Genomic DNA, 20,809 nt, shown 5'->3' with positions numbered 1-20,809 from the left:
TCCGCCATGGACTTCGCGTACGACGCCCGCACCGAGGAACTGCGGGCGAAACTCCTCGCCTTCATGGACGAGCACGTGTACCCGGCCGAGACCGTCGCCGAGGAACAGCGCGCTCTGCTCGCCTCCCCCTGGGACACCCCGGCGGTCGTCGAGGAGCTCAAGGCCGAGGCCAAGCGGCAGGGCCTGTGGAACCTCTTCCTTCCCGACGCCGAGTACGGGGCCGGGCTCACCAACCTCCAGTACGCGCCGCTCGCCGAGATCACCGGCCGCAGCCCGCACCTCGCCCCGACGGCCCTCAACTGCGCGGCCCCGGACACCGGGAACATGGAACTGCTCGCCCAGTTCGGCGACGAGGCGCAGCGGAAGCAGTGGCTGGAGCCGCTCCTCGCGGGCGAGATCCGCTCGGCCTTCGCGATGACGGAGCCCGAGGTCGCCTCCTCCGACGCGACCAACATCGAGACCCGCATCCGACGGGACGGCGACTCCTACGTGGTCAGCGGCCGCAAGTGGTACATCTCCGGGGCCATGAACCCCGACTGCAAGATCTTCATCGTCATGGGCAAGACCGACCCCGACGAGCCGGACCTCCGCCGCCAGCAGTCGATGATCCTCGTGCCCCGCGACACCCCCGGCGTCGAGGTGAGGCGCGCCATGCGGGTGTACGGGTACGAGGACCACTACCACGGCGGCCACGCCGAGGTGCTGTTCCACGACGTCCGCGTCCCCGCCGCGAACCTGGTCGGCGAGGAGGGCGGCGGCTTCGCCATCGCGCAGGCCCGGCTCGGCCCCGGCCGCATCCACCACTGCATGCGGCTCATCGGCATGGCCGAGCGGGCCGTGGAGCTGATGTGCCGGCGCGCGGTGACCCGTACGGCCTTCGGGAAGCCGCTGGCCCAGCAGGGCGTCGTCCAGAACTGGATCGCGGACGCCCGGGTGACGATCGAGCAGCTGCGGCTGCTCGTCCTCAAGACGGCCTGGCTCATGGACACCGTCGGCAACCGGGGCGCGCACACCGAGATCCAGGCCATCAAGATCGCGACGCCCCGCGCGGTGGTCGACATCATCGACAAGGCGGTGCAGGCCCACGGCGCCGGCGGGGTCTCGCAGGACTTCCCGCTGGCCGAGCTGTGGGCGGCGGCGCGGACGCTGAAGCTCGCGGACGGCCCGGACGAGGTGCACCAGCGGTCGCTGGCGCGGCGGGAGCTGAAGAAGTACCTCTAAGGACGCAGGGCCCGCAGCAGGAGGTCGGCCAGGTGATCGGCCACCTGCTGCGGGGTCAGCGGGCCGTCCGGGCGGTACCACGTCGACAGGTGGTGCACCGAGCCGAAGTGGTAGTCGACGACCAGGTCGGCGGGGGTAGCCGAGGAGAACACGCCGGATCGCTGGCCCTCCTCGATCAGCGCCCTGAACCGCTCGTGGTAGCGCCGCCGCTCGCCCCTGACCTGCTTGTTCTTCTCGGGGCTGAGGTGGTGCATGGAGCGGAAGAAGATGGCCGCGTCGTCGAGGTTCTCGATGGTGGTGACGACGACGTCGGCGGCGGCGCCGCGCAGCCGGTCCTCGACGGGCGCGTCGGCGTCCGCGTAGGCGTCGAGCCGCTCCTGCTGGAGGCGCAGGACCCGGGCGTAGACCTCCTGGAGGAGGTCCTCCTTGGAGCCGAAGTAGTGGTAGAGGGCGCCCTTGGTGACCCCGGCGGCCTCGACGATCTCCTGGACGGAGGTGCGGTCGTAGCCCTGCTCCGCGAAGAGCCGGGTGGCGGCGGCGAGGAGCCTCTGAGGGACCGGTGCCCCGCTCTCGTCCGTCGTCCTGGCCATGCGCCGCCGCCTTCCCTCGTGATCGTTCCTGGTCGGGGGAACACCGTCCCCGTCCGTAGATCTTCCCATCCGCCGGGGCGCCTGCTAGCGGGCGCCCGTCTCCCAGGTGCGCTGGACGTGGTTCATGGTGCCGAGCCAGCGCTCGGGGTCGGTGGCGCGGTTGCGGTAGTAGCCGGCGACCTCGGGGTGGGGAAGGACGAGGAACCGGTCGGCCGCGATGGCGTCGAGGAGGGCGTCGGCGACGTCCTCGGGCTCGATGGCGGTGGGGGCGAGGACGAGGTCGCCGGCCGATCCGGCTGCGGTCAGCATGTCCGTACGGACGCCCTGCGGGCAGATCGCGTGGACCTTGAGGCCGCGGTGGCGGTAGGTGAGGGAGAGCCATTCGGCGAAGGCGTACGCGCCGTGCTTGGAGACGCTGTACGGCGCCGCGCCGATCATGGTGAGCAGTCCGGCGGCGGAGACGGTGGAGACGAAGCGGCCGCTGCCGCGCTCCAGCCACTCCGGGAGCAGGGCGCGGGCCGCCCGGACGTGGGCCATGACGTTGACGTCCCAGGCGGCGGCCCAGACGTCCTCGTCGGCGAAGGCGTCGCCGGGCGAGGAGAGGCCGGCGTTGGCGCACCAGACGTCGACGGTGCCGCCGAGGGCCGCGCGGGCCTCGTCGACGACGGCGGAGGCGTCACCGGGGACGGCGAGGGCGCCGATCTCCTCGGCGACGGCCTTGGTACGGACGGGGTCGAGGTCGTTGACGACGACCCGGGCCCCTTCGGCGGCGAAGCGGCGGGCGAGCACGGCACCGATGCCGCCGCCCGCTCCCGTGACGACCACACGGGCGCCCTGGAGCTCGTTCGTGTCCGCCTTCTCCGTGTGCACCGCGTTCATGGACCCACCTCTCGGCTGTGACGACCCGGACAGACTAACCAGTCGGTATGGAAAGACGGAAGACCCGTTCCGCACGCCTCGTTCCCCGGGGCGGTCAGGGGCGCTAGCGTGCGTGCCCATGTCACCCCGAGGAGGTTCCATGGGCCTGTCGCGTCGGAGTCTGCTGGCCGCCGGAGGGGCCGTCGGGGTGGTGGCGGCCACCGCTTCCACCGCTGCGGCCACCACCGCCTCCGGCCACGGTCACGGTCACGGCCGGGTGCGTACCGGCTTCGAGCGGCTCGCGGCGGACGGGTACGCGCTGCTGGCCGGCGAGCGGGTCGGCGTCGTCACCAACCCGACCGGCGTCACCGCCGACGCCCGGCACGTCGTCGACGTGATGCACGCGGACGAACGGGTCGACCTGGTCGCCGTCTTCGGCCCCGAGCACGGCTTCCGGGGCACCGCCCAGGCCGGCGGTTCCGAGGGTCGGTACGACGACCCGGCGACCGGGCTGCCCGTCTACGACACGTACCTGAAGAGCGGTCGGCCGCTGGCGGACGTCTTCACGGCCTCCGGGGTGGACACGGTCGTCTTCGACATCCAGGACGTCGGCGCGCGCTTCTACACGTACATCTGGACGCTGTACGACTGCATGGTGGCCGCCGCGCTCGCCGGGAAGCGGTTCGTCGTCCTCGACCGGCCCAACCCGGTGACCGGGCGGGCGGCGCTCGGGCCCGTCCTCGACCGGGCCTTCGCGACCTTCGTCGGGCGCGAGCCGATCGCGCAGGCGCACGGCATGACGGTGGCCGAGCTGGCCCTGCTCTTCAACGCCGAGTTCCTGGCCACGCCCGTGACCCTGGAGACCGTCCGCATGACGGGGTGGCGGCGCGACGAGTTCTTCGACGCGACCGGGCTGCCGTGGGTGCCGCCGAGCCCGAACATGCCGACGCCCGAGACCGCGCTCGTCTACTCCGGCACGTGCCTCTTCGAGGGGACGAACCTGTCCGAGGGCCGGGGCACCACCCGTCCCTTCGAGCTGCTCGGCGCCGAGGGAGTCGACCGGCGGTGGGCGGAGGCGGCGAACGCCCTCGGGCTGCCCGGAGTCCGCTTCCGCGAGGCGTACTTCGCCCCGACCTTCTCCAAGTTCCAGGGAAAGACCGTGGGCGGGGTGCAGCTGCACGTCCACGACCGGGAGTCCTTCGACCCGGTACGGACCGGGATCGGGCTCCTGGTCACCGCCCGGAGCTCCTGGTCCGGCTTCGCCTGGCGCCCGGACAACTGGATCGACAAGCTGACCGGCTCGACCCGGGTACGGACCCTGATCGACGCGGGCGCGGACACCGACGAGGTCGTCGGGGCGTGGGAGACGGACCTGGCGGCCTTCCGGGCGGTGCGGCGGGAGCATCTGCTCTACCGCTGACGGGGGTTGTCCCCCCTGTGGGAATGGGGGCGGGCGGGATGTCCCGGGAGACCTCCCGCCGAGCAGGCTGACGTCATGAACCTTGCGAACCTTTCCTTACGCCGCCGCGGCTCGGTCCTCGTCGGGGTGCTGGTCGCCGCCTGCCTCGGCACCCTGGCGCCCGCCGCCGGCGCGGCCGGCCCGCCCGCACCCGACCCCGCTCGCGAACTCGCCCGCTCCGCCCACCCCCTGACCGACCTGCGCCCGCTCGACCGGATGATCGGCTCGGCGAAGGTCGTCGGCATCGGCGAGGCCACCCACAGCTCGGCGGAGTTCTTCGAGAGCAAGCACCGGATCTTCGAACACCTCGTGGAGCGCAAGGGGTTCACCACCTTCGCCCTGGAGGCCAACTGGTCGACCGGTCTGCTCGTCGACGAGTGGGTCCGCACCGGGCGGGGCGACATCCGGGCGATCATGCGGGACGAGTTCCAGGAGTCGTACCGCCTCTGGAACACCGAGGAGTACCTCGACCTCTTCCAGTGGATGCGGGCGTACAACGTGCTTCACCCCCGTCGCCCGGTCCGCTTCCTTGGGAACGACCTCGGGTATGCGGGACCGAACCTCTTCGACACCGTCACCGCGTACGTGGCCCGCACCAGCCCCGCGCTCCTCCCCCGCTTCCGGGGGCTGTACCGGGCGTCGCGGCCCTCCGGCGAGGTCGAGTCCTGGATGAAGGCGTACCTGGTCAAGCCGCTGCCGGAGCGGCGGCGGATGGCCGACGACGTGAACCGGGCGCTCGCCCTCCTGGAGGAGCAGCGGCCCGGGACGGGCCCTGGGGCGCGGGAGGAGCACGTCTGGGCCGTACAGCACGCGCGCGTCATCGCCCAGGTCGGCACCGAGTTCTCGCACGACCTGACGGACGCGGGCGTCGCCGAGGCGATGCTCTACCGGGACCGGGTGATGGCCGAGAACACCGTGTGGTGGCAGCGCCAGACCGGCGACCGGATCCTGCTCTCCGCCCACAACGGACACGTCGGGTACGTGACGCCGAAGCCGGACCAGTACCCGCGGATCCAGGGCGCCTTCCTGCGGGACGCCCTCGGCCCGGACTACGTGAGCGTCGGCGCGTCCTTCGGGCAGGGCTCGTTCAACGCGCACGACACCGAGGCCCCGGGCGAGCCGCTGCGGCCCTTCACCGTCGGCCCTCTCGGCCCCGACAGCCACGCCGCCACCCTGGACCGGGTCTCCCCCGGCGCCTTCTACCTGGACCTGCGCCGGACGACCCCGGCGGCGCGCGACTGGCTCGACGTGCCCCGGCCGGCCCGGCACATCGGGACGGCGTACCCCTGGCCGGGCGATGTCGTGCCCTTCCGGCTCCCCGACTCGTACGACCTGCTGATCCACTTCCCCCGGGTCTCGGCGGCGCGGTTGCGCTGACGGCACGGCCGCGCCGACGGCGCGACAGGAGGGCCGCCCCGCCACGTCTGGACGGGTCCCCGCGCGGGCATGCTGGCCGTGGAGCCGCTGCCCGCGCACCCGCGCGTCCTCGGCGCGGCGGCCACCTCGACGGGGAGGGACGGTCGGGCCGTGACCGGGATGAGTGTGGAGCCGTACCGGGAGATCACCTTCGACAAGGACGGCGACGGGCCGTCGGGTCAGTCCACGGCCCTCGCGGCGCTGGCCCGGCAGGGGGTGACGGACCTGGTGCTGCTCGCCCATGGGTGGAACAGCTCCCCGTCCGGTGCCACCCGCCTCTGCTCGGACTTCTTCGCCCCCTTCCCCGGCCTGTTCGGGCCCGGGGTCGAGGCCGGGTACGCGGGGGTGATCTGGCCCTCGATGATGTTCACGGACGAGCCGGTGCCGGACTACCGGGCGCTCGTGACGGTCCTCCCGGAGAAGGAGCCGGTCCTCGGGCGGCTCGCGGAGCTGCTCGCGCTCGAGCCGCCGGACGAGGCCGCGTTCGCCGAGTTCGGTGCGCTCCTGAGGGAGCTGACCGACGTGTCCCGGGGCCCGGCGGGTGCCGCCGGGTTCGCGGAGCCCGTGCCGGAGTTCCTGGTCGCGGATCCGGTGGAGGTGTGCGCCCTGTTCACCGAGGCCCTGGGGGGCTCCGGTGCGGACGACGGCTTCGGGGAGGGACTCAAGCGGTACTGGAAAGGGGCCAGGGAGGCGCTGCGGCAGGCCGCCTACTACGTGATGAAGCGGCGGGCCGGCAGGGTCGGCGAGTCCGGGCTCGGGCCGCTCCTCGGCGAGGTCGCGCGGACGGCCCCCGGTCTGCGCGTCCACCTCGTGGGGCACAGCATGGGCGCCCGGCTCGTCGCGTACGCGCTCCGCGGCCTTCCGGAGGGGGCGCGGCCGGTGGCCTCCGTGACCCTGCTCCAGGGGGCCTTCTCGCACTACGCCTTCGCCGCCCGGCTGCCGCACGACCCCCGCAGGTCCGGCGCGCTGCGGGACCTGCAGCGCCGGGTGCGCGGTCCGGTGGTGGCCTGCTACTCGCGGCACGACACGGCGCTCGGGGTGATGTACCCGCTGGCGTCCCGGCTCGCGGGCGACTCCGCGTCGCTGACCGGTCCGCCGGGCGCCCTGCTCGGCTCGCGGGACCCGCGGTGGGGCGCGATCGGGCACGACGGCGTCCAGGGGGTGCCGGGCACGGCGGCCCGGACCGTGGCGGACGTGCCGCGCGACGGCGTGCCGGGCTCGGGGTGCGTGAACGTGGACGCGGCGGAGGTGGTCCGCTCGCACAGCGACATCAGCCGTCCCGAGCTGGCCCGGGTGGTGGTGTCGGCGGCCCGGGCGGGCCGGCCCTGAACCCCGTCGGACCCGCGGGTTCCGCTGCGCTTCGGTGATCACTCGCGCCCCGATGATGGCTGCCATCCGGATTTCGATGGAACACGAAGGGCCACTCGTTCGTCCCTCTGATACCGCGGTAGGACCAGCGACGGAGGTGGCGAGAGATGGCCGGATTCCGGAGTCTCGCGAGACAGGTGCGCGATCCGAGGTGCGACACGGCGCTGCGCAGGTACTCGCTGCGCAAGTGCCTGGAGCGGTTCGCGCCGTACGGGCACAGGGCGACCTGGGACCATCTGTGCCGCAGGCACAGGTTCGGTCCCGAGGACCGGGAGCTCGATCCGGGGCGGCTGGTGGCCGCTCTCGACGAGCTGGAGGAGGCGCGGACGGTGTGGCTCGCGTACGAGGAGCAGTTCGCCGCGCGGCGCCGGCGCGAGAAACACGACGGGCTGCGCGGGCTCGGCGCGCTCGACGACTGGCACCGGAGGGTCTGGGGCGGCAACGGTGTCGTGCGGTGCGGTGATCCGGCGGTGCACCCGTCGGATCCGCTGCCGGAGGTGCTGCGCCGGCTGATCGCCGCTCTGGAGGACGGCCCGGGCGACCGGTGTCCGGTGTGCGAGGGGCCGCGGATCGAATGGCGGGCGGGGACGGGGGCCGGGGCAGCGGACGCGTACGAGCCGTGGCTCGGTCCGGTGTGCGGGGACTGCGGTGTGGGCGTCCCGCGAGCGGCGCTCACGTCGGGTGCGCTGGCGCGCGCCCGGGGGGACGCGCGCCGGCCGCTGGCTCCGGCGGCGTGAGGGCGGTCGGCGGGCCCGAGGGGGCTCTTCTGCTTCAGGTGTGTGTCAACGGGTCACGGGGGCCCGGGGACGCCTCCGGGGTGCCGATGTCGCCGGAGTCGATGGCCGAGGCCGCGGGCCTCGCGGTGGCGGCGGGCGCGGGCGACGTGCGTGTGCACCCGCGGACGCCCTGTGGCTCCGAGTCCCTCTCGCCGCGGGTGCTCGCCCCGGTCCTGACGGCGGTCCGGGCGGCCGTCGCCGTACCGGTGGGGGTGACGGCGGGCGCGCCCGCCGAGCCCGACCCCGGGCGCCGGGCGGCGCGGGTGCGCTCCTGGGCCGGCCTGCCGGAGCTCCCAGACCACGCCTCGGCCGACTGGCACGAGCCGGGCGCGGAGAAGGTGGCGGCGGCGCTCCTGGAGCTCGGGGTCGGCGTCGAGGCCGGGGTGCGGTCGGGCACGGACGGCCCGGAGCGGTTCGCGCGCTCGCCCCTGGCGCCCCGCGTGCTGCGGGTCCGCGCGGAGGTCGCGGACCCGGATCCCGCGACGGCCGGGGTGACGGCCCGGGCCCTGCTCGGGATCCTCGACGTCCCGTCCGGCGTACCGGTCCTGCTCCACGGCGTGGACGGCGGTACGTGGCCGGTGCTGCGTCTCGCGCGCCGCCTCGGGCTCGGCACCCGGATCGGTCTCGCCGACACCCTGCTCCTGCCGGACGGCACCCGGGCCCGCTCGAATGCCGAGCTGGTCGCGGCGGCGCTCTCTAGGACTCCTCGGCGGGCCGGCTGAGCGGCATCAGGCGGGAGCCCGCCATCCGTTCGCCGAAGACGTCGTCGGGGTTGGAGAGGACGCAGTTCTCCAGGGACAGACAGCCGCAGCCGATGCAGTCCGTCAGGTGGTCGCGCAGCCGGCCCAGTTGCTTGATGCGCTCGTCGAGCTCCGTGCGCCAGGCCGCCGAGAGCCGCGCCCAGTCCTCGTTCGTGGGCGTGCGCTCCTCGGGGAGGCGGGAGAGCGCGTCGCGAATCGTGGCGAGGGGGATGCCGACGCGCTGCGCGGCCCGGACGAAGGCGACCCGGCGCAGGGTGTCGCGGCCGTAGCGGCGCTGGTTGCCCGTGGTGCGGCGGCTGCTGATGAGCCCCTTCGCCTCGTAGAAGTGCAGGGCGGAGACGGCGGCCCCGCTACGGGCGGAGAGCTGGCCGACGGTGAGCTCGTGGATCTTCTCTGGAATCTGCGGCACCCGGCGAACCCTACTGGTCCGCGGGGAGCGGCCGTTGACACCGGCCTCCGTACCCCACATGCTGAGCAAGCGCTTAGATACCGCGCGGTATGTCGTTGCGGTATGTCGTAGTCGTAGCGGTACGTCGTACGAGAAGGGACGAGGAACATGGCCGAGCCGAGGATCTTCACCTCCGCCGAGGAACTGCGCGCGGGGGTCGGCGAGCAGCTGGGGTACAGCGACTGGCTGGAGATCGACCAGAAGCGCATCGACCTCTTCGCCGAGGCCACGGGCGACCACCAGTGGATCCACGTCGACCCGGAGCGCGCCGCCGACGGCCCCTTCGGCGCGACGATCGCGCACGGCTATCTGACGCTGTCGCTGCTGCCCCTGTTCGTCCCGCAGGTCCTGCGGGTCGAGGGCATGAAGATGGGCCTCAACTACGGCACCGAGAAGGTGCGGTTCCCCGCCCCCGTACCGGTCGGCTCGCGGCTGCGGGCCACGGCCGTCCTGACGAAGGTCGAGGAGGCGGGCGGCGGCGTGCAGGTGACGGCGGCGGTGACCGTGGAGCGCGAGGACTCCGACAAGCCGGTGTGCTTCGCCGAGTCGGTCTCCCGCTACTACTTCTGAACCCCGACCATCCTCAGCACGAGGTCGGCGTAGAGCGCGCCGACCTCGTCGGGCGTCCGGCGGCCCTGGGTGTTGAACCAGCGCGAGACGTCGATGCAGAGGGAGAGCACCGCGACCGTGGTGCCGGCCACGTCCGGCACCACGAACTCGCCCGCCGCGACGCCCTCGTCGATGATCCGGCGCACGGCGGCGTCGGACTGCCGGCGCAGCTCCACGATCTCGGCGCGGTGCTCGGGGCCCAGGGCGTCGAGCTCGTACTGGACGACCCGGGCGGTCGTGTGGCGCTCGGCGTGCCAGCGGACGAAGGAGTGCACGGCGTCGGCGAGCCGCTCGGCGGCCGTTCCGTCGCCGTCGGCCGCGGCCCGGAGGATCTCCAGGGCCTTGTCGTGGCCGATGCGGCTGATCCGGTGGAGCAGCTCTTCCTTGGTCTTGTAGTGGATGTAGAGCGCGGCCGGGCTCATGCCGGCGCGGCCCGCGATGTCCCGGGTGGTGGTGGCGTGGTAGCCGCGCTCGGCGAACGCCTCGACGGCGGCCACCAGCAGTCGCCGGGCCGCTTCGGGCGTGACCTCGCCCCAGGGCATGTCCTCGCCCACGGGCGTCTCCTCCGCCGCGCTCATCGCACACTCCCTCTCGGACCCCGTCGGAACGAACACCATACAACGAGGGTGAGCAAGCGCTTAGAGATCGGCGGCCGGAGACGTCTGCGTGGAGCCCGGTGGCCGCAGCCCGGCGGCCTGCTTGCCCAGCGGCCTGCCGCCCGGTGGCTCAGAGCTTCTGGAAGGGGTCGTGTTCGGCGAGGAGCTTCTCCAGGCGGGCCTGGTCGACGCGGCTGACGATCTGGCCCGCCTCCTGGCGGTCGCGGACGACCTTGGCGAGCGTGAAGGCCGAGGTCGTGAGGTAGAGGACCGCGACGGCGAGGAAGGCCCGCACCCAGGCGCTGGCCTCCAGCTGGTAGATGCCGATGGTCACGGCCGCGCCGGCCACCCCGAAGGAGATGACGGCCTGCATGTAGTAGGCGGCGGTGTTCTGCTGCTTGACCGGTGTGTCGCTCATGCCTGACAGCATCGGACGGATGTGGCCCGTGCCACATCCGTCCGCGTACTCAGCGAGGCCGGCGAGGTACTCAGTCGTCAGAACGCCGAGACTCCCGTCAACGCCCGCCCGATGATGAGCTTCTGGATCTGGCTGGTGCCCTCGTACAGGGTCATGACGCGCGCGTCGCGGAGCAGCTTGCCGACCGGGTACTCGTCGATGTAGCCGTAGCCGCCGAAGACCTGGAGGGCGTTGTTCGCGGCGCGGACGGCCGCCTCGGAGGCGTACAGCTTCGCCTTGGAGGCGGCGGTGGCGAAGTCCTGGCCCCGGTCGATCAGGTCGGCGACCCGCCACGTGAGGAGCCGGGCGGCGTCCACGTCCACGGCGATGTCGGTGATCAGCTCCTGCACGAGCTGGTACGAGGCGATGGGCTTTCCGAACTGCTCGCGCTCCCCCGCGTAGCGCACGGCGGCGTCGAGCGCGGCCTGGGCGATGCCGACGCAGCCGGCCGCGACCGACATGCGGCCCTTGGCGAGGGCGGACATGGCGACGGTGAAGCCCTTGCCCTCGGGGCCGAGCATGGCGGCGGCGGGGACGCGGACGTCCTCCAGGACCAGTTCGGCGGTGGTCTGGCCGCGCAGGCCGAGCTTGCCGTGGATCGGGCGGCGGGTGAGGCCGGGTGCGTCCGCGGGGACGAGGAAGGCGGAGACGCCCTTGTGGCCCGGGGTGTCGTCGGTGCGGGCGAAGAGCAGGACGACATCGGCCCAGGTGCCGTTGGTGATGAACATCTTGGTGCCGTTCACGACGTAGTCGTCGCCGTCGCGGACCGCGCGCGTGGTGAGGTTTCCGGCGTCGGAGCCGGTGCCCGGCTCGGTGAGGCCGAAGCAGCCGAGCGCCTCGCCGGCGGCGAGCCGGGGCAGCCACGCCCGCTTCTGCTCCTCGGTGCCCCAGGCGGCGAGGGTCTTGGCGACCAGGCCGAGGGAGACGGAGACGATGCCGCGCACGGAGGAGTCGCCGCGGCCGAGCTCCTCGGTGACGAGGCAGTACGCGAGGTGGTCGCCGCCCGAACCGCCGTACTCCTCCGGGATGGTGAGCCCGAGGAAGCCGACGGCGCCGAGCTTCTTGACGATCGCCCGGTCGACCTCCTCGGCACGGTCCCACGCGACGGCGTGCGGGGCGACCTCGCGCGCGACGAAGTCCTCGGCGAGCCGCCGTACGGCTTCCTGCTCCTCGCTCAGTTCCAGATTCATCCGGTGCCACCCCAGTCGGCCATTTAATTACCACTGCTAGTTTTTACTGTGCGGGCCTACTATGTGCGCCATGGCCCGACCGCGCAAGCCCCTGCTCAGCCGAGACCGCATCGTGGAGACGGCGGGTGCGCTCGTGGACGCGGAGGGACTCGCCGCGCTCTCCACCCGGCGGCTCGCGGCCGAACTCGGGGTGAGCGGCCCCTCGCTCTACAACCACTTCCGGACGAAGGACGAGATCCTCGACGCGGTCGCGGACGCGGTGAGCGCGAAGATCGACCTGTCGATGTTCGCGGAGACCGACGGCCGCGACTGGAGCACGGCGCTGCACGACTGGGCGGTCTCCTACCGCGATGCGCTCGCCGACCACCCGCACGTCGTGCCCGTCCTCGCCCAGGGCCCCGGCCGCCGCCCGGCGGGCCTGCGCGTCGCCGACGCCGTGTTCGGTGCGATGGTCCGGGCGGGCTGGCCCCCGGCCCAGGCCACCTCGATCGGCGCTCTCATGCGGTACTTCGTCACCGGCTCCGCCCTCGGCTCCTTCGCCCGCGGCTTCGTCGACGACGAGACGGCCTACGACCCGGCCGACTACCCCCACCTCGGCCAGGCCCACCTCCTTGCCGAGCACCGCCAGAAGGTGGACGAGCGCGCCTTCGACACGGGCCTGCGGGCGCTGCTCGACGGACTGCTGATCCAGTACGGGTCCCTGGCGCCGCCCGGCGAAGCGGGCGACGGTTCGGCGCCCGCCGAACGGTGAGTGCGGGACCCTGGGGCCATGGCAGCCAGTGATCTCGCCGCGCTCGCGGCGCTCTTCGCGGACGAGAGCCGCGCCACGTTCCTGCTCGCCCTGCTCGACGGACGGGCCTGGACCGCCGGGGAGCTCGCCCGCCACGCGGGCGTCGCGCCGTCCACCGCCAGCGAGCACCTCGGAAAGCTCGTCGCGGGCGGGGTACTCGCGGAGGAACGGCAGGGCAGGCACCGGTACGTCCGCCTGGCCGACCCCGGGATCGCGCATCTCGTCGAGGACCTGGCGAGCCGCTCGGAGCCCGCGCCGGCCGGGTCGCCCGGCTCGCTGCGGGCCGTGAGCGCCGGACGGGCGATGGCCCGGGGGCGCACCTGCTACGACCACCTCGCCGGGCGGCTCGGGATCGCGATCACCGAGGCGATGACCGTGCGCGGACTGCTGCGCCAGGACACCGGGTTCGCGCTCACGGACCGGGGCGTGGCGTGGTTCGAGGAGCTGGGCCTCCCCCTCGTACGCAAGGGGCGGCGGCCCGTCGCGCGCGGCTGTCTCGACTGGACGGAGCGCAGGCCGCACCTCGCCGGGATCGCGGGCGCCGCGCTCTGCCGGCACGCGCTGGCCACCGGGTGGTGTGTGCGGATCGGGTCCGAGCGGGCCGTGAAGGTCACGGCGGAGGGTGAGGCCGCGCTGTACGAGACGCTGGGCATCGCCCAGGAGTCCCTGCGCTGAGCACGCCCGGTGGCCCTGCCCTGCCCTGAGCGCGACCTCGCCGCCCTGCACCGAGCCCGCCCCGCCGACGTGGGCCGAGCGCGGCCCGCCGACGTGGGCCGAGGCCGCCCGGCCGAGGGGTGCCGAGCCCGCCCCGGCGCCCGGCCGACGTGTGCCGAGCGCGGCCCCGCCGACCTACGCCGAGTCCGCCCCGTCGGCCTCTCGACCGTCCGCGCCGCGATATTGCGGTGAATACCGAACCGTCCGCGCCCTACGGTCGGGCCATGCAGAACCGAACCTCTCGCCTCGCGCTCGCCGCCGCCGGTGTCACCGTCGTCCTGTGGGCCTCCGCCTTCGTCTCCATCCGCAGCGCCGGGGCGGCCTACTCCCCCGGCGCCCTCGCCCTCGGGCGGCTCCTCGCCGGGGCCCTGGTCCTCGGCTGCGTCCTCCTGATCCGGCGCGAGGGGCTGCCTCCCCGGGCGGCCTGGCGCGGGATCCTGATCTCCGGGCTGCTCTGGTTCGGCGTCTACATGGTGGTCCTCAACTGGGGCGAGCAGGAGGTCGACGCGGGAACGGCGGCGATGGTCGTGAACGTCGGACCGATCCTCATCGCGCTGCTCGGCGCGAGGTTCCTGAAGGAGTCGCTGCCGCCGCGGCTGGTCGCGGGCATGGCCGTCTCCTTCGCGGGCGCGGTGGCCGTGGGCCTCTCCATGTCGAACGACTCCGGCCCAGGCGCGCACGCCTCGGTGCTCGGGGTGGTGCTCTGTCTGGTCGCGGCGGCGGCGTACGCGGGCGGGGTCGTGGCGCAGAAGCCGGCGCTCGCGCACGGCAGCGCGCTCCAGGTGACGACCTTCGGCTGCCTGGTGGGCGCGGTGGCCTGCCTGCCGTTCGCCGGGCAGCTGATCGAGGAGGCGGGCCGGGCCCCGCTGTCGGCGACCCTGAACATGCTCTACCTGGGCGTGTTCCCGACCGCACTCGCCTTCACCACCTGGGCGTACGCCCTGGCCCGTACGACCGCGGGCCGGATGGGCGCGACGACGTACGCCGTACCCGCGCTCGTCGTCCTCCTCGCCTGGATCTTCCTCGGCGAGCTGCCGGGAGCGCTCACGCTCGCCGGGGGCGCGCTCTGTCTGGCGGGTGTGGCCGTGTCCCGCTCCCGGCCGCGGACGGCAACCGTTCCCGGAACGGCCGAATCCACCTGACAGGCGATAGCCATGGTTCCGGTCACTTCGCGGGCGGGTCCGGCTCCGCACCGGCCCGCGACCTGGAACGGTGACGCCCGTCAAGCTCCGTTTCCGGCCTGAGGGGCCGGAGGATACGTTTCACCGCCGCCCGGCCGGATAGTTTCGAGACCGTCACAGACGCGAGCCGGAACATCACGTTCTGGCACCTTCTCGTATGCCCACGGGGGAGCTCATGGCGATTCAGCAGAGGGCGGAACGGACGAGACAGGAAATCCTGTCGGCGGCCGCGCGGGTCTTCGACGGACTCGGCTACGAACGCGCGTCGCTCGCCAGGATCGCCGGCACGGCCCGGGTGACCACCGGCGCCCTCGTCTTCCACTTCGCGACGAAGGCGGAGCTGGCGACCGCCGTACGGGGGCGGGCCCGGGCGGTCACCCGCACCGCCGTCGAGTCGGCCTGCCTGTCCACGGAGGGCGTGGGCGGCACCTCGATCGACAAGCTGGTGCTCACCACGCACGCGCTGATCCGGCTCTTCGAGACCGACCACGCGGCACGGGCGGGCGAGCGGCTGGCCCGCGAACTGGGCGGCACCGGCCACCCGCCGTCCGGGGAGTGTCCCTGGCGCCGCGAGGTCGCCCGGCTCGCCCGGTACGCCGCCGCGGAGCAGGCGTTACGTCCCGGAGTGGACGCGACCGCGGTGGCGGCCCTCATCGGCTACGTGATCACCGGCGTGGAGCTGGAGATGCGCTCGCCGGGCACGGCTGCCGACGACGGGACCTGGCCACCGGCCGGGAACGGCGCCATCCTCGGCCCGGCCGAGGAACGCCTGCGCCGCATCTGGGAGTTGATCCTGCCGGGTCTTGTCCACCCGGCCGCCCGGCGGCCCCGGGGCACGGGGGCGATCGTCAAGACCATCGCCACGACCACGTTCCCGGCGCCGGCTCCGGCAGCCACCGCGACCCCCGCCGCGCCTTCGGCCCAGGAGCCCGGCACCTCACCTGTGGCGCCGTAGTGCCGTAGCGTCGCAGGCGGCGTCCCGTCACACCGTCACACCGTCAGTTCCCGCTCCCGGAGCGCAGCAGCTGGCGGGCGAAGACCGTCAGCGAGCGGCCGATGCGCTCGGTCGACAGGCCGAGCTCGTGCCGCTGGAACTGCAAGAGCTCCGGCGCCAGCGGGCTGAGCGCGATGTCGATCATCGGGTCCGGATCCTCCACCCCGTGGTCGACGAGCAGCGTGCGGACGTGCACGCGCCAGAATCCGTACGCACCCGTCCTGAAGCGCGCGGGCCCGGTCTCCGCCCCCAGCGCCAGCGGCAGATGACGCTCCAGCAGGTCGAGCATGGCGAGATAGAACGCCGCGAGCCGCTCCCCCGCGGGTGCGCCGGGCCCGAGCGGCGGCGGTCCGTAGATCAACTGCCCCTGGAGCAGGCGCTCGTGCTCGTCGAGGAGCGCGACGGCCACGGAGGACGGGTCGGGGAAGCTCCGGTAGAGCGTGGCGCGGCCCACGCCGGCCGCCTTGGCGATCCGGTCCATGGTGACCGACCGGGGGTCCCGCTCGGCGAAGAGCTGCTCGGCGGCGGCCAGGATCTGGGCGCGGTTCCGCTCCGCGTCCGCGCGTCTGCGCGGCGCGACCGGCTGGTCGTCCGCCGCCTGAAGATCGCCGAGGAGCCCGCCGACCCGGTGCACGGAGGAGGCTCCACGACCTCGCTGCTCGTCGTCGCTCATGGACCAGACCTTACTTCCCCACGCAATAAGTGGACACCTTGTCCGCTTGGGTTGTTGCGTGGCATGCTAAACGGACTCAGTGTCCACTTATCCGCTCGTCATCCCGCCCCAGGGAGATCCAGATGCACACCGCGCTCCTCGCCGCGGCCCTGCTGGTCGGCTGCCTCCTGGCCGTCCAGGCCTCGGTGAACCTCCAGCTGAACTCCGCCGTCGGCACCCCGTACGGCGCCTCGACCATCCAGCTCGGCGTCGCGACCGGGCTGCTCACCGTGCTCGCGGTGGCGGCCGGAGCGCTCGGCGCCCTCGGCAAACTGCCCGACGTGGAGGCCTGGCAGTTACTCGGCGGGCTGGCCAGTCCGCTCTACATCACCAGCGGCATCCTGCTGTTCCCCCGGCTCGGCGCCCTCGCCGCCGTCGGACTCTTCGTGACCGGCCAGATGTTCGCCTCGCTCGCCCTCGACCTCTTCGGCCTCCTCGGTCTGGAGCAGCAGGAGCTCAGCGCCGGGATCGTCGTCGGCGCCGTCGCCGTCCTCGCGGGCATCGTCGTGATCATCCGGGGCATGAAGGCGTCGGCTCCTCCCGGCGCCCCCCGGATGTCGAGCGCCGGGCGCACCGGCTGGCTCGCCCTCGGCGTCCTCGCCGGAGCCGTCCTGCCGGTGCAGGGCGCGGTCAACGCCCAGCTCCGCGCCCAGCTGAAGGAGCCCATCACCGTCGCCGTGATCAGCTTCGCCGTGGCGACGTTCACGATCGCCGTCGTCCTGCTCGTGCTCTACGCGACGCGTCGCACGCCGAAGCCGAAGATCGCCCCGCTGAAGAGGATGCCCTGGTGGGGCTGGCTCGGTGGCGCCTGCGCCGCCGCGTACGTCACCGGGACCTTCCTGCTCATGCCCACCATCGGCGCGGCGGTGACCATCGCGCTCACCGTGACGGGGCAGCAGCTCACCTCGGCTCTGATCGACCACAAGGGCCTGTTCAAGCTGCCGCAGCGCTCGCTGACGAAGCCGCGCGCCCTGGGCCTCGTCCTGCTGATCGCCGGCTCCCTGACCATCCAGCTCGTCTGACGCGCTCCGACACTCCCCAGCTCTCCCCCGCCCTTCCTCACTCTCCGAACTCCCCGAACTCTCCGACCGAGGGATGTGCCGTGAAAGCCACCTACACCGCAGGGCCGGACATCCACGTCCTCCCCTCGGCGCTGCCCATACCGGACCTCGGCGACCAGCCGGTCAACGCCTTCCTCCTACGGTCGGGCCGGCCGATGCTCGTGGACACCGGCATGCCCGTCGACCGCGAGGGCTTCCTGGACTCGCTCTGGTCGCTGATCGACCCGGCCGATCTGCGCTGGATCGTCGTCACCCACGACGACCGCGACCACACCGGAGCCCTGGCCCGCCTCCTGGAGGCCGCGCCGCGCGCGAAGGTCCTGACCAACGCGATATCGCTGACGCGAATATCCGAAGAGTTCGACATTCCGCAGGACCGGGTGGTGACGGCGAACCCGGGAAGCCGAGTGAAGATCGGCGACCGGGAGCTGAGTTTTCATCGGCCGCCCACATTCGATTCACCCGGGACGCTTGCGGTGTTCGACCATTCCGATGGCACCCTGTACAGCTCCGACAGCTTCGGGACCGTCGTCGGCGAAATAACCCAGGACTTCGCCGATCTCGACGAGGCGGAATTCTTCCGCGGGTTCGACGTCCTGAACCGGGCCATAGCCCCGTGGACCGCGCTGGCCGACGAGGCGAAGTTCCTCCGGCCCGTACGCGAACTCGCCGCGCTGCGTCCCGCGCGGCTGCTCAGCGCCCACGGTCCGACCGTCCGCGAGGAGGCCGTACCGCGGCTCTTCGAGGCGATGGCCCGCATCCCCTCCCTGCCCGCATGGCTCCCCGGCGCCGACCTCGATCTCGAGGCGGTGCTCGACGCCCACGAGACCCCCACCGGCTGAGCCCCGCCCGGCCGCTTCCGAACCGAGGAGAACCATGTCCGACCCGACCAGCCCCGAGCCGAGCACCCGCGCGCCGGCCGCCTTCGACCCGGCCACCGTCGACCTGACCCCGACCCGCGGAGTCGTCACCGTCTTCTCCGACATCTGGTGCTCCTTCGCGCACATCGCCATCCACCGCCTGCACGCCACCCGGGCCCGGCTGGGCCTCGCGGAGCAGGTCTCCTTCGACCTGCGCGCCTTCCCACTGGAACTGCTCAACGACGCCCCGAGTCCGCGCCCCGGCACGGACAGCGAGGTCGCCCGGATGGCCAGCCTGGAGCCGGCCGCCGGCTGGCAGCTGTGGCAGGCCAAGGACTGGCTCTATCCGTCGACGACGCTGCCCGCCCTGGAGGCGGTGCTCGCCGCGAAGGAGCAGAGCCTGCACGCCTCGGAGCAGCTCGACCTGGGGCTGCGCCGGGCCTTCTGGGCGGAGTCGCGCTGCATCAGCCACCGCAAGGTGATCCTCGACGTGGCCCGGGACAGCGGCGCGGTCGACGTCGACGCCCTCGGCGCGGCCCTGGACGACGGCCGGGCCCGCCGGACGCTCTCCGACCACGCCGCCGTGTCCCGTACCGACCGGGTGAACTGCAGCCCGCACCTGTTCCTGTCCGACGGCTCCGACCATGCCAATCCGGGCATCGACGTGGGCTGGGAAGGCGGCTACGGCATCGGCTGGCCCGTCATCGCGTCGGACGACCCGAAGGTGTACGAGGACATCCTCCTGCGGGCCGCCACCGAATAGTTGAATTCGCGGCCAAGAAGGGCCTAATCCCCGGAACGACGGTCAGGCATTCCCTTTCGCGGAATGCCCGACCGTCGTTTCTTTTTTCATCGGCAGAACATCGCGGTAATTATTAATTGCGTGACCCGGCTGTTATTCGCAAGGCCGGTCGAAGCTCCTAAAGTCGTTCACGCCGCCGGAATTCCGGAAGCAGATCCGTATCGACAGCGGGAGTTCTTCATGTCGTTGACCGACAAGGCAGACGTCAGCACCTTCGTCGATCTCACCCAGCACGAGATCGAAGCGCTGAAGACCCGGTTCAACCTTGCCGACGCCCACACGCACCAGCGGCAGTCCGCCTCCCAGGAGGGGATCGTCCAGCGGCTGCCCGAGCTCTGGCACGAGTCCGAGTCGAAGCAGCAGGCCCACTTCGAGCGCCAGTTCCTGGACGCGTTCTTCCGCCTGCACCAGCAGCCCACCGCCCGGGCGATGGACCGCACGCTCCTGTCGTACTCCGCCAGCGTGTCGACCATGGTCGCCGGCATGTTCCTCAAGCAGCGCGGCAAGTCCGTGCAGCTGGTGGAGCCCTGCTTCGACAACCTCGTCGACCTCCTGCGCAACATGCAGGTGCCGATCTCCCCGCTCGCGGAGTCCGCGCTGCACGACAAGGACGCCATCTACGAGCGGCTCGTCGAGCAGGTCGACGCGGACGCCCTCTACCTCGTCGACCCGAACAACCCCACCGGCTTCACGCTGCTCGCCGAGAAGCTGGAGGGCTTCCGGGAAGTCGTCCGCTTCTGCGTGGACCACGACAAGGTCCTGGTCATGGACTTCTGCTTCGCCTCCTTCGCGCTCTGCGACGAGGGCGTCGGCCGGGTCGACATCTACCGGCTCCTGGAGGAGTCCGGCGTCACGTACATGGTCATGGAGGACACCGGGAAGACCTGGCCGATCCAGGACGCCAAGTGCGCCATGATCACCGCCAGCAAGGACATCCAGGAGGAGGTCTACAACCTCCACACCAGCGTCCTCCTGAACGTCTCGCCCTTCGTCCTCAACATGGTCACGCAGTACGTCGAGGACTCCATCGCCGACGGCTTCGCCTCGGTGCGGGACATCATCACGACCAACGGCGAGGCCGCCCGAGCGGCGCTCAGCGGCACCGTCCTGGAGTTCCAGGAGCCGGTCGTCGGCACCAGCGTCGCCTGGTTCCGGATCACCGCCGAGCACCTGACCGCCACCCAGCTCCAGGCCGTCCTCTTCGACGAGGAGGTGTACGTCCTGCCGGGCACCTTCTTCTACTGGAACACCAAGGAGAAGGGCGAGCGCTTCATCCGCCTGGCGCTGGCCCGCGAGCCCGAGGTGTTCGCCGGCGCCATGGAGCGGATGCGGAAGGTGCTCGAGCGCCATGCCGGCTGACGTCACGTCCGCGGTCCCCACCGACGTGGTCCGCACCGACGCGGTGTTCATCGACGCCACGCTCTTCATGGGCATGCACAGCGAGGACGACGCCGTCCGCGTCGCCTCGAAGGCCTTCTTCGCGGACCGCCTCGCCGCGGGAACCGCCGGCCGGGTCGTCATGAGCTGGGAGCAGGTCGGCCGCTGCGACGACCTCGTGTGGGCGTACGAGCGAGGGGTCCAGGACGACTACTACCCCTTCATGGACGTCCTCCACACGGACCTCGCCATCGACCGCGTCGCCTACGACGAGGCGGACGTCCGCCGGGCCTTCACCGCGCCCGGGCTCGACGGCCTGCCCACGCACGAACGCCTGCTGCTCGCCCAGGTCATCGGCCGCGGGGGCACGCTGCACACCGCGAGCCCCCGGCTGCTCGGGACCGCCGGACTCCCCGTCGTACCGATCGCCCGGGCCGGCGTGCCCGCCCCGGTCGCGGAGCCGTCGTTCCCCCCGTACCTGGAGGACCTCTACCGGCGCTCGCTGGTCCTGACGGTCGCCTCCGAAGACCTCTGACACCCGCTCGCACCACCGACACGCTCGCGAAGGG

Annotated in this window: 23 protein-coding genes; 16 read left to right on the top strand and 7 right to left on the bottom strand. The window is 72.6% G+C overall.

Annotated elements, in window-relative coordinates:
• The first annotated feature begins 6 nt into the window (after positions 1–6).
• Positions 7–1,221: an acyl-CoA dehydrogenase family protein gene (locus tag ACIBG6_RS36020; RefSeq protein ID WP_399226959.1), complete on the top strand. Its 1,215-nt coding sequence runs from the start codon at positions 7–9 to the stop codon at positions 1,219–1,221.
• On the opposite strand, the gene ACIBG6_RS36015 is transcribed toward ACIBG6_RS36020, so the two are convergent.
• Together ACIBG6_RS36015 and ACIBG6_RS36010 are read right to left on the bottom strand one after the other, a co-directional pair.
• Positions 1,218–1,811: a TetR/AcrR family transcriptional regulator gene (locus ACIBG6_RS36015; protein WP_317593938.1), complete on the bottom strand. Its 594-nt coding sequence runs from the start codon at positions 1,809–1,811 to the stop codon at positions 1,218–1,220. The genes ACIBG6_RS36020 and ACIBG6_RS36015 overlap by 4 nt on opposite strands.
• A gap of 84 nt (positions 1,812–1,895) precedes the next feature.
• Complete coding sequence (locus ACIBG6_RS36010) at positions 1,896–2,690, bottom strand: SDR family oxidoreductase (RefSeq protein ID WP_399226958.1); 795 nt, start codon at positions 2,688–2,690, stop codon at positions 1,896–1,898.
• Positions 2,691–2,829: 139 nt separating this feature from the next.
• Between ACIBG6_RS36010 and ACIBG6_RS36005 the strand changes: the two genes are divergently transcribed.
• The 5 genes from ACIBG6_RS36005 to ACIBG6_RS35985 all read left to right on the top strand — a co-directional run bounded on the left by ACIBG6_RS36005 (position 2,830) and on the right by ACIBG6_RS35985 (position 8,410).
• A complete protein-coding gene (locus tag ACIBG6_RS36005) occupies positions 2,830–4,089 on the top strand; it encodes an exo-beta-N-acetylmuramidase NamZ domain-containing protein (RefSeq protein ID WP_399226957.1) in 1,260 nt (419 codons plus the stop codon).
• A 75-nt stretch (positions 4,090–4,164) separates the two neighbouring features.
• Positions 4,165–5,505, top strand: coding sequence for an erythromycin esterase family protein (locus ACIBG6_RS36000; protein ID WP_399226956.1), 1,341 nt, complete (start codon positions 4,165–4,167; stop codon positions 5,503–5,505).
• Between the two features lie 69 nt (positions 5,506–5,574).
• Complete coding sequence (locus ACIBG6_RS35995) at positions 5,575–6,873, top strand: serine-threonine protein kinase (protein WP_399226955.1); 1,299 nt, start codon at positions 5,575–5,577, stop codon at positions 6,871–6,873.
• Between the two features lie 146 nt (positions 6,874–7,019).
• Complete coding sequence (locus ACIBG6_RS35990) at positions 7,020–7,649, top strand: hypothetical protein (protein ID WP_399226954.1); 630 nt, start codon at positions 7,020–7,022, stop codon at positions 7,647–7,649.
• A gap of 29 nt (positions 7,650–7,678) precedes the next feature.
• Positions 7,679–8,410, top strand: coding sequence for a 3-keto-5-aminohexanoate cleavage protein (locus tag ACIBG6_RS35985; RefSeq protein ID WP_399226985.1), 732 nt, complete (start codon positions 7,679–7,681; stop codon positions 8,408–8,410).
• On the opposite strand, the gene soxR is transcribed toward ACIBG6_RS35985, so the two are convergent.
• The gene (gene soxR / locus ACIBG6_RS35980; protein ID WP_399226953.1) at positions 8,385–8,858 is read right to left on the bottom strand and encodes a redox-sensitive transcriptional activator SoxR; all 474 of its coding nucleotides are present in this window, start codon (positions 8,856–8,858) and stop codon (positions 8,385–8,387) included. The two genes, ACIBG6_RS35985 and soxR, sit on opposite strands and share 26 nt — an antisense overlap.
• 147 nt (positions 8,859–9,005) lie before the next feature.
• Here soxR and ACIBG6_RS35975 point away from each other — a divergent pair, with 147 nt between their 5' ends.
• Complete coding sequence (locus tag ACIBG6_RS35975; RefSeq protein WP_317593944.1) at positions 9,006–9,467, top strand: MaoC family dehydratase; 462 nt, start codon at positions 9,006–9,008, stop codon at positions 9,465–9,467.
• On the opposite strand, the gene ACIBG6_RS35970 is transcribed toward ACIBG6_RS35975, so the two are convergent.
• From ACIBG6_RS35970 to ACIBG6_RS35960, 3 genes are all read right to left on the bottom strand, one after another.
• The gene (locus tag ACIBG6_RS35970; RefSeq protein WP_399226952.1) at positions 9,458–10,084 is read right to left on the bottom strand and encodes a TetR/AcrR family transcriptional regulator; all 627 of its coding nucleotides are present in this window, start codon (positions 10,082–10,084) and stop codon (positions 9,458–9,460) included. The two genes, ACIBG6_RS35975 and ACIBG6_RS35970, sit on opposite strands and share 10 nt — an antisense overlap.
• 148 nt (positions 10,085–10,232) lie before the next feature.
• Positions 10,233–10,520, bottom strand: coding sequence for a YiaA/YiaB family inner membrane protein (locus ACIBG6_RS35965; protein WP_399226951.1), 288 nt, complete (start codon positions 10,518–10,520; stop codon positions 10,233–10,235).
• A 77-nt stretch (positions 10,521–10,597) separates the two neighbouring features.
• Positions 10,598–11,749: an acyl-CoA dehydrogenase family protein gene (locus tag ACIBG6_RS35960; RefSeq protein WP_399226950.1), complete on the bottom strand. Its 1,152-nt coding sequence runs from the start codon at positions 11,747–11,749 to the stop codon at positions 10,598–10,600.
• Positions 11,750–11,810: 61 nt separating this feature from the next.
• Between ACIBG6_RS35960 and ACIBG6_RS35955 the strand changes: the two genes are divergently transcribed.
• The 4 genes from ACIBG6_RS35955 to ACIBG6_RS35940 all read left to right on the top strand — a co-directional run bounded on the left by ACIBG6_RS35955 (position 11,811) and on the right by ACIBG6_RS35940 (position 15,389).
• Entirely contained in the window at positions 11,811–12,500 is a 690-nt protein-coding gene (locus ACIBG6_RS35955; protein WP_399226949.1) for a TetR/AcrR family transcriptional regulator, read from the top strand.
• A gap of 18 nt (positions 12,501–12,518) precedes the next feature.
• Positions 12,519–13,214 (top strand): ArsR/SmtB family transcription factor, encoded by a 696-nt coding sequence (locus ACIBG6_RS35950; RefSeq protein ID WP_399226948.1) that lies wholly within the window; start codon positions 12,519–12,521, stop codon positions 13,212–13,214.
• A gap of 263 nt (positions 13,215–13,477) precedes the next feature.
• Positions 13,478–14,395 carry a DMT family transporter gene (locus ACIBG6_RS35945; protein ID WP_399226947.1) on the top strand — a complete coding sequence of 306 codons (918 nt, stop codon included), beginning with the start codon at positions 13,478–13,480 and terminating at the stop codon, positions 14,393–14,395.
• 214 nt (positions 14,396–14,609) lie between these two features.
• Positions 14,610–15,389 (top strand): TetR family transcriptional regulator, encoded by a 780-nt coding sequence (locus ACIBG6_RS35940; protein ID WP_399226946.1) that lies wholly within the window; start codon positions 14,610–14,612, stop codon positions 15,387–15,389.
• 43 nt (positions 15,390–15,432) lie between these two features.
• Here ACIBG6_RS35940 and ACIBG6_RS35935 read toward each other — a convergent pair whose 3' ends face one another.
• Complete coding sequence (locus tag ACIBG6_RS35935; RefSeq protein WP_399226945.1) at positions 15,433–16,101, bottom strand: TetR/AcrR family transcriptional regulator; 669 nt, start codon at positions 16,099–16,101, stop codon at positions 15,433–15,435.
• Between the two features lie 122 nt (positions 16,102–16,223).
• Between ACIBG6_RS35935 and ACIBG6_RS35930 the strand changes: the two genes are divergently transcribed.
• The 5 genes from ACIBG6_RS35930 to ACIBG6_RS35910 all read left to right on the top strand — a co-directional run bounded on the left by ACIBG6_RS35930 (position 16,224) and on the right by ACIBG6_RS35910 (position 20,775).
• Positions 16,224–17,162, top strand: a complete 939-nt coding sequence (locus ACIBG6_RS35930; protein ID WP_399226944.1) for a DMT family transporter — start codon at positions 16,224–16,226, stop codon at positions 17,160–17,162.
• An 80-nt stretch (positions 17,163–17,242) separates the two neighbouring features.
• A complete protein-coding gene (locus ACIBG6_RS35925; protein ID WP_399226942.1) occupies positions 17,243–18,043 on the top strand; it encodes an MBL fold metallo-hydrolase in 801 nt (266 codons plus the stop codon).
• Positions 18,044–18,077: 34 nt separating this feature from the next.
• A complete protein-coding gene (locus ACIBG6_RS35920; protein ID WP_399226940.1) occupies positions 18,078–18,824 on the top strand; it encodes a DsbA family protein in 747 nt (248 codons plus the stop codon).
• Positions 18,825–19,043: 219 nt separating this feature from the next.
• On the top strand, positions 19,044–20,222 hold the full coding sequence (locus ACIBG6_RS35915) for a pyridoxal phosphate-dependent aminotransferase (protein WP_399226939.1): 1,179 nt from the start codon (positions 19,044–19,046) through the stop codon (positions 20,220–20,222).
• Positions 20,212–20,775, top strand: coding sequence for a DUF6190 family protein (locus ACIBG6_RS35910; protein WP_399226938.1), 564 nt, complete (start codon positions 20,212–20,214; stop codon positions 20,773–20,775). The genes ACIBG6_RS35915 and ACIBG6_RS35910 overlap by 11 nt, the downstream gene beginning before the upstream one ends.
• Positions 20,776–20,809: the final 34 nt, after the last annotated feature.

It is taken from the genome of Streptomyces sp. NPDC050842, assembly GCF_044456565.1.
In the GTDB taxonomy this organism is placed as follows: Bacteria; Actinomycetota; Actinomycetes; order Streptomycetales; family Streptomycetaceae; genus Streptomyces.
The sequence above is the reverse complement of the archived record's forward strand: the minus strand, read 5'-3'. Positions and strand labels throughout refer to the sequence as shown.

Coding starts and splice junctions, on each gene's coding strand:
- ACIBG6_RS35920 (WP_399226940.1), top strand. CDS start 18,078: ATGTCCGACCCGACCAGCCCCGAGCCGAGCACCCGCGCGCCGGCCGCC.
- ACIBG6_RS35975 (WP_317593944.1), top strand. CDS start 9,006: ATGGCCGAGCCGAGGATCTTCACCTCCGCCGAGGAACTGCGCGCGGGG.
- ACIBG6_RS36005 (WP_399226957.1), top strand. CDS start 2,830: ATGGGCCTGTCGCGTCGGAGTCTGCTGGCCGCCGGAGGGGCCGTCGGG.
- ACIBG6_RS35935 (WP_399226945.1), bottom strand. CDS start 16,101: ATGAGCGACGACGAGCAGCGAGGTCGTGGAGCCTCCTCCGTGCACCGG.
- ACIBG6_RS35930 (WP_399226944.1), top strand. CDS start 16,224: ATGCACACCGCGCTCCTCGCCGCGGCCCTGCTGGTCGGCTGCCTCCTG.
- ACIBG6_RS35955 (WP_399226949.1), top strand. CDS start 11,811: ATGTGCGCCATGGCCCGACCGCGCAAGCCCCTGCTCAGCCGAGACCGC.
- ACIBG6_RS36020 (WP_399226959.1), top strand. CDS start 7: ATGGACTTCGCGTACGACGCCCGCACCGAGGAACTGCGGGCGAAACTC.
- ACIBG6_RS35945 (WP_399226947.1), top strand. CDS start 13,478: ATGCAGAACCGAACCTCTCGCCTCGCGCTCGCCGCCGCCGGTGTCACC.
- ACIBG6_RS35965 (WP_399226951.1), bottom strand. CDS start 10,520: ATGAGCGACACACCGGTCAAGCAGCAGAACACCGCCGCCTACTACATG.
- ACIBG6_RS36000 (WP_399226956.1), top strand. CDS start 4,165: ATGAACCTTGCGAACCTTTCCTTACGCCGCCGCGGCTCGGTCCTCGTC.
- ACIBG6_RS35970 (WP_399226952.1), bottom strand. CDS start 10,084: ATGAGCGCGGCGGAGGAGACGCCCGTGGGCGAGGACATGCCCTGGGGC.
- ACIBG6_RS35960 (WP_399226950.1), bottom strand. CDS start 11,749: ATGAATCTGGAACTGAGCGAGGAGCAGGAAGCCGTACGGCGGCTCGCC.
- ACIBG6_RS36010 (WP_399226958.1), bottom strand. CDS start 2,690: ATGAACGCGGTGCACACGGAGAAGGCGGACACGAACGAGCTCCAGGGC.
- ACIBG6_RS35940 (WP_399226946.1), top strand. CDS start 14,610: ATGGCGATTCAGCAGAGGGCGGAACGGACGAGACAGGAAATCCTGTCG.
- ACIBG6_RS35950 (WP_399226948.1), top strand. CDS start 12,519: ATGGCAGCCAGTGATCTCGCCGCGCTCGCGGCGCTCTTCGCGGACGAG.
- ACIBG6_RS35990 (WP_399226954.1), top strand. CDS start 7,020: ATGGCCGGATTCCGGAGTCTCGCGAGACAGGTGCGCGATCCGAGGTGC.
- ACIBG6_RS35995 (WP_399226955.1), top strand. CDS start 5,575: ATGCTGGCCGTGGAGCCGCTGCCCGCGCACCCGCGCGTCCTCGGCGCG.
- ACIBG6_RS36015 (WP_317593938.1), bottom strand. CDS start 1,811: ATGGCCAGGACGACGGACGAGAGCGGGGCACCGGTCCCTCAGAGGCTC.
- ACIBG6_RS35910 (WP_399226938.1), top strand. CDS start 20,212: ATGCCGGCTGACGTCACGTCCGCGGTCCCCACCGACGTGGTCCGCACC.
- ACIBG6_RS35915 (WP_399226939.1), top strand. CDS start 19,044: ATGTCGTTGACCGACAAGGCAGACGTCAGCACCTTCGTCGATCTCACC.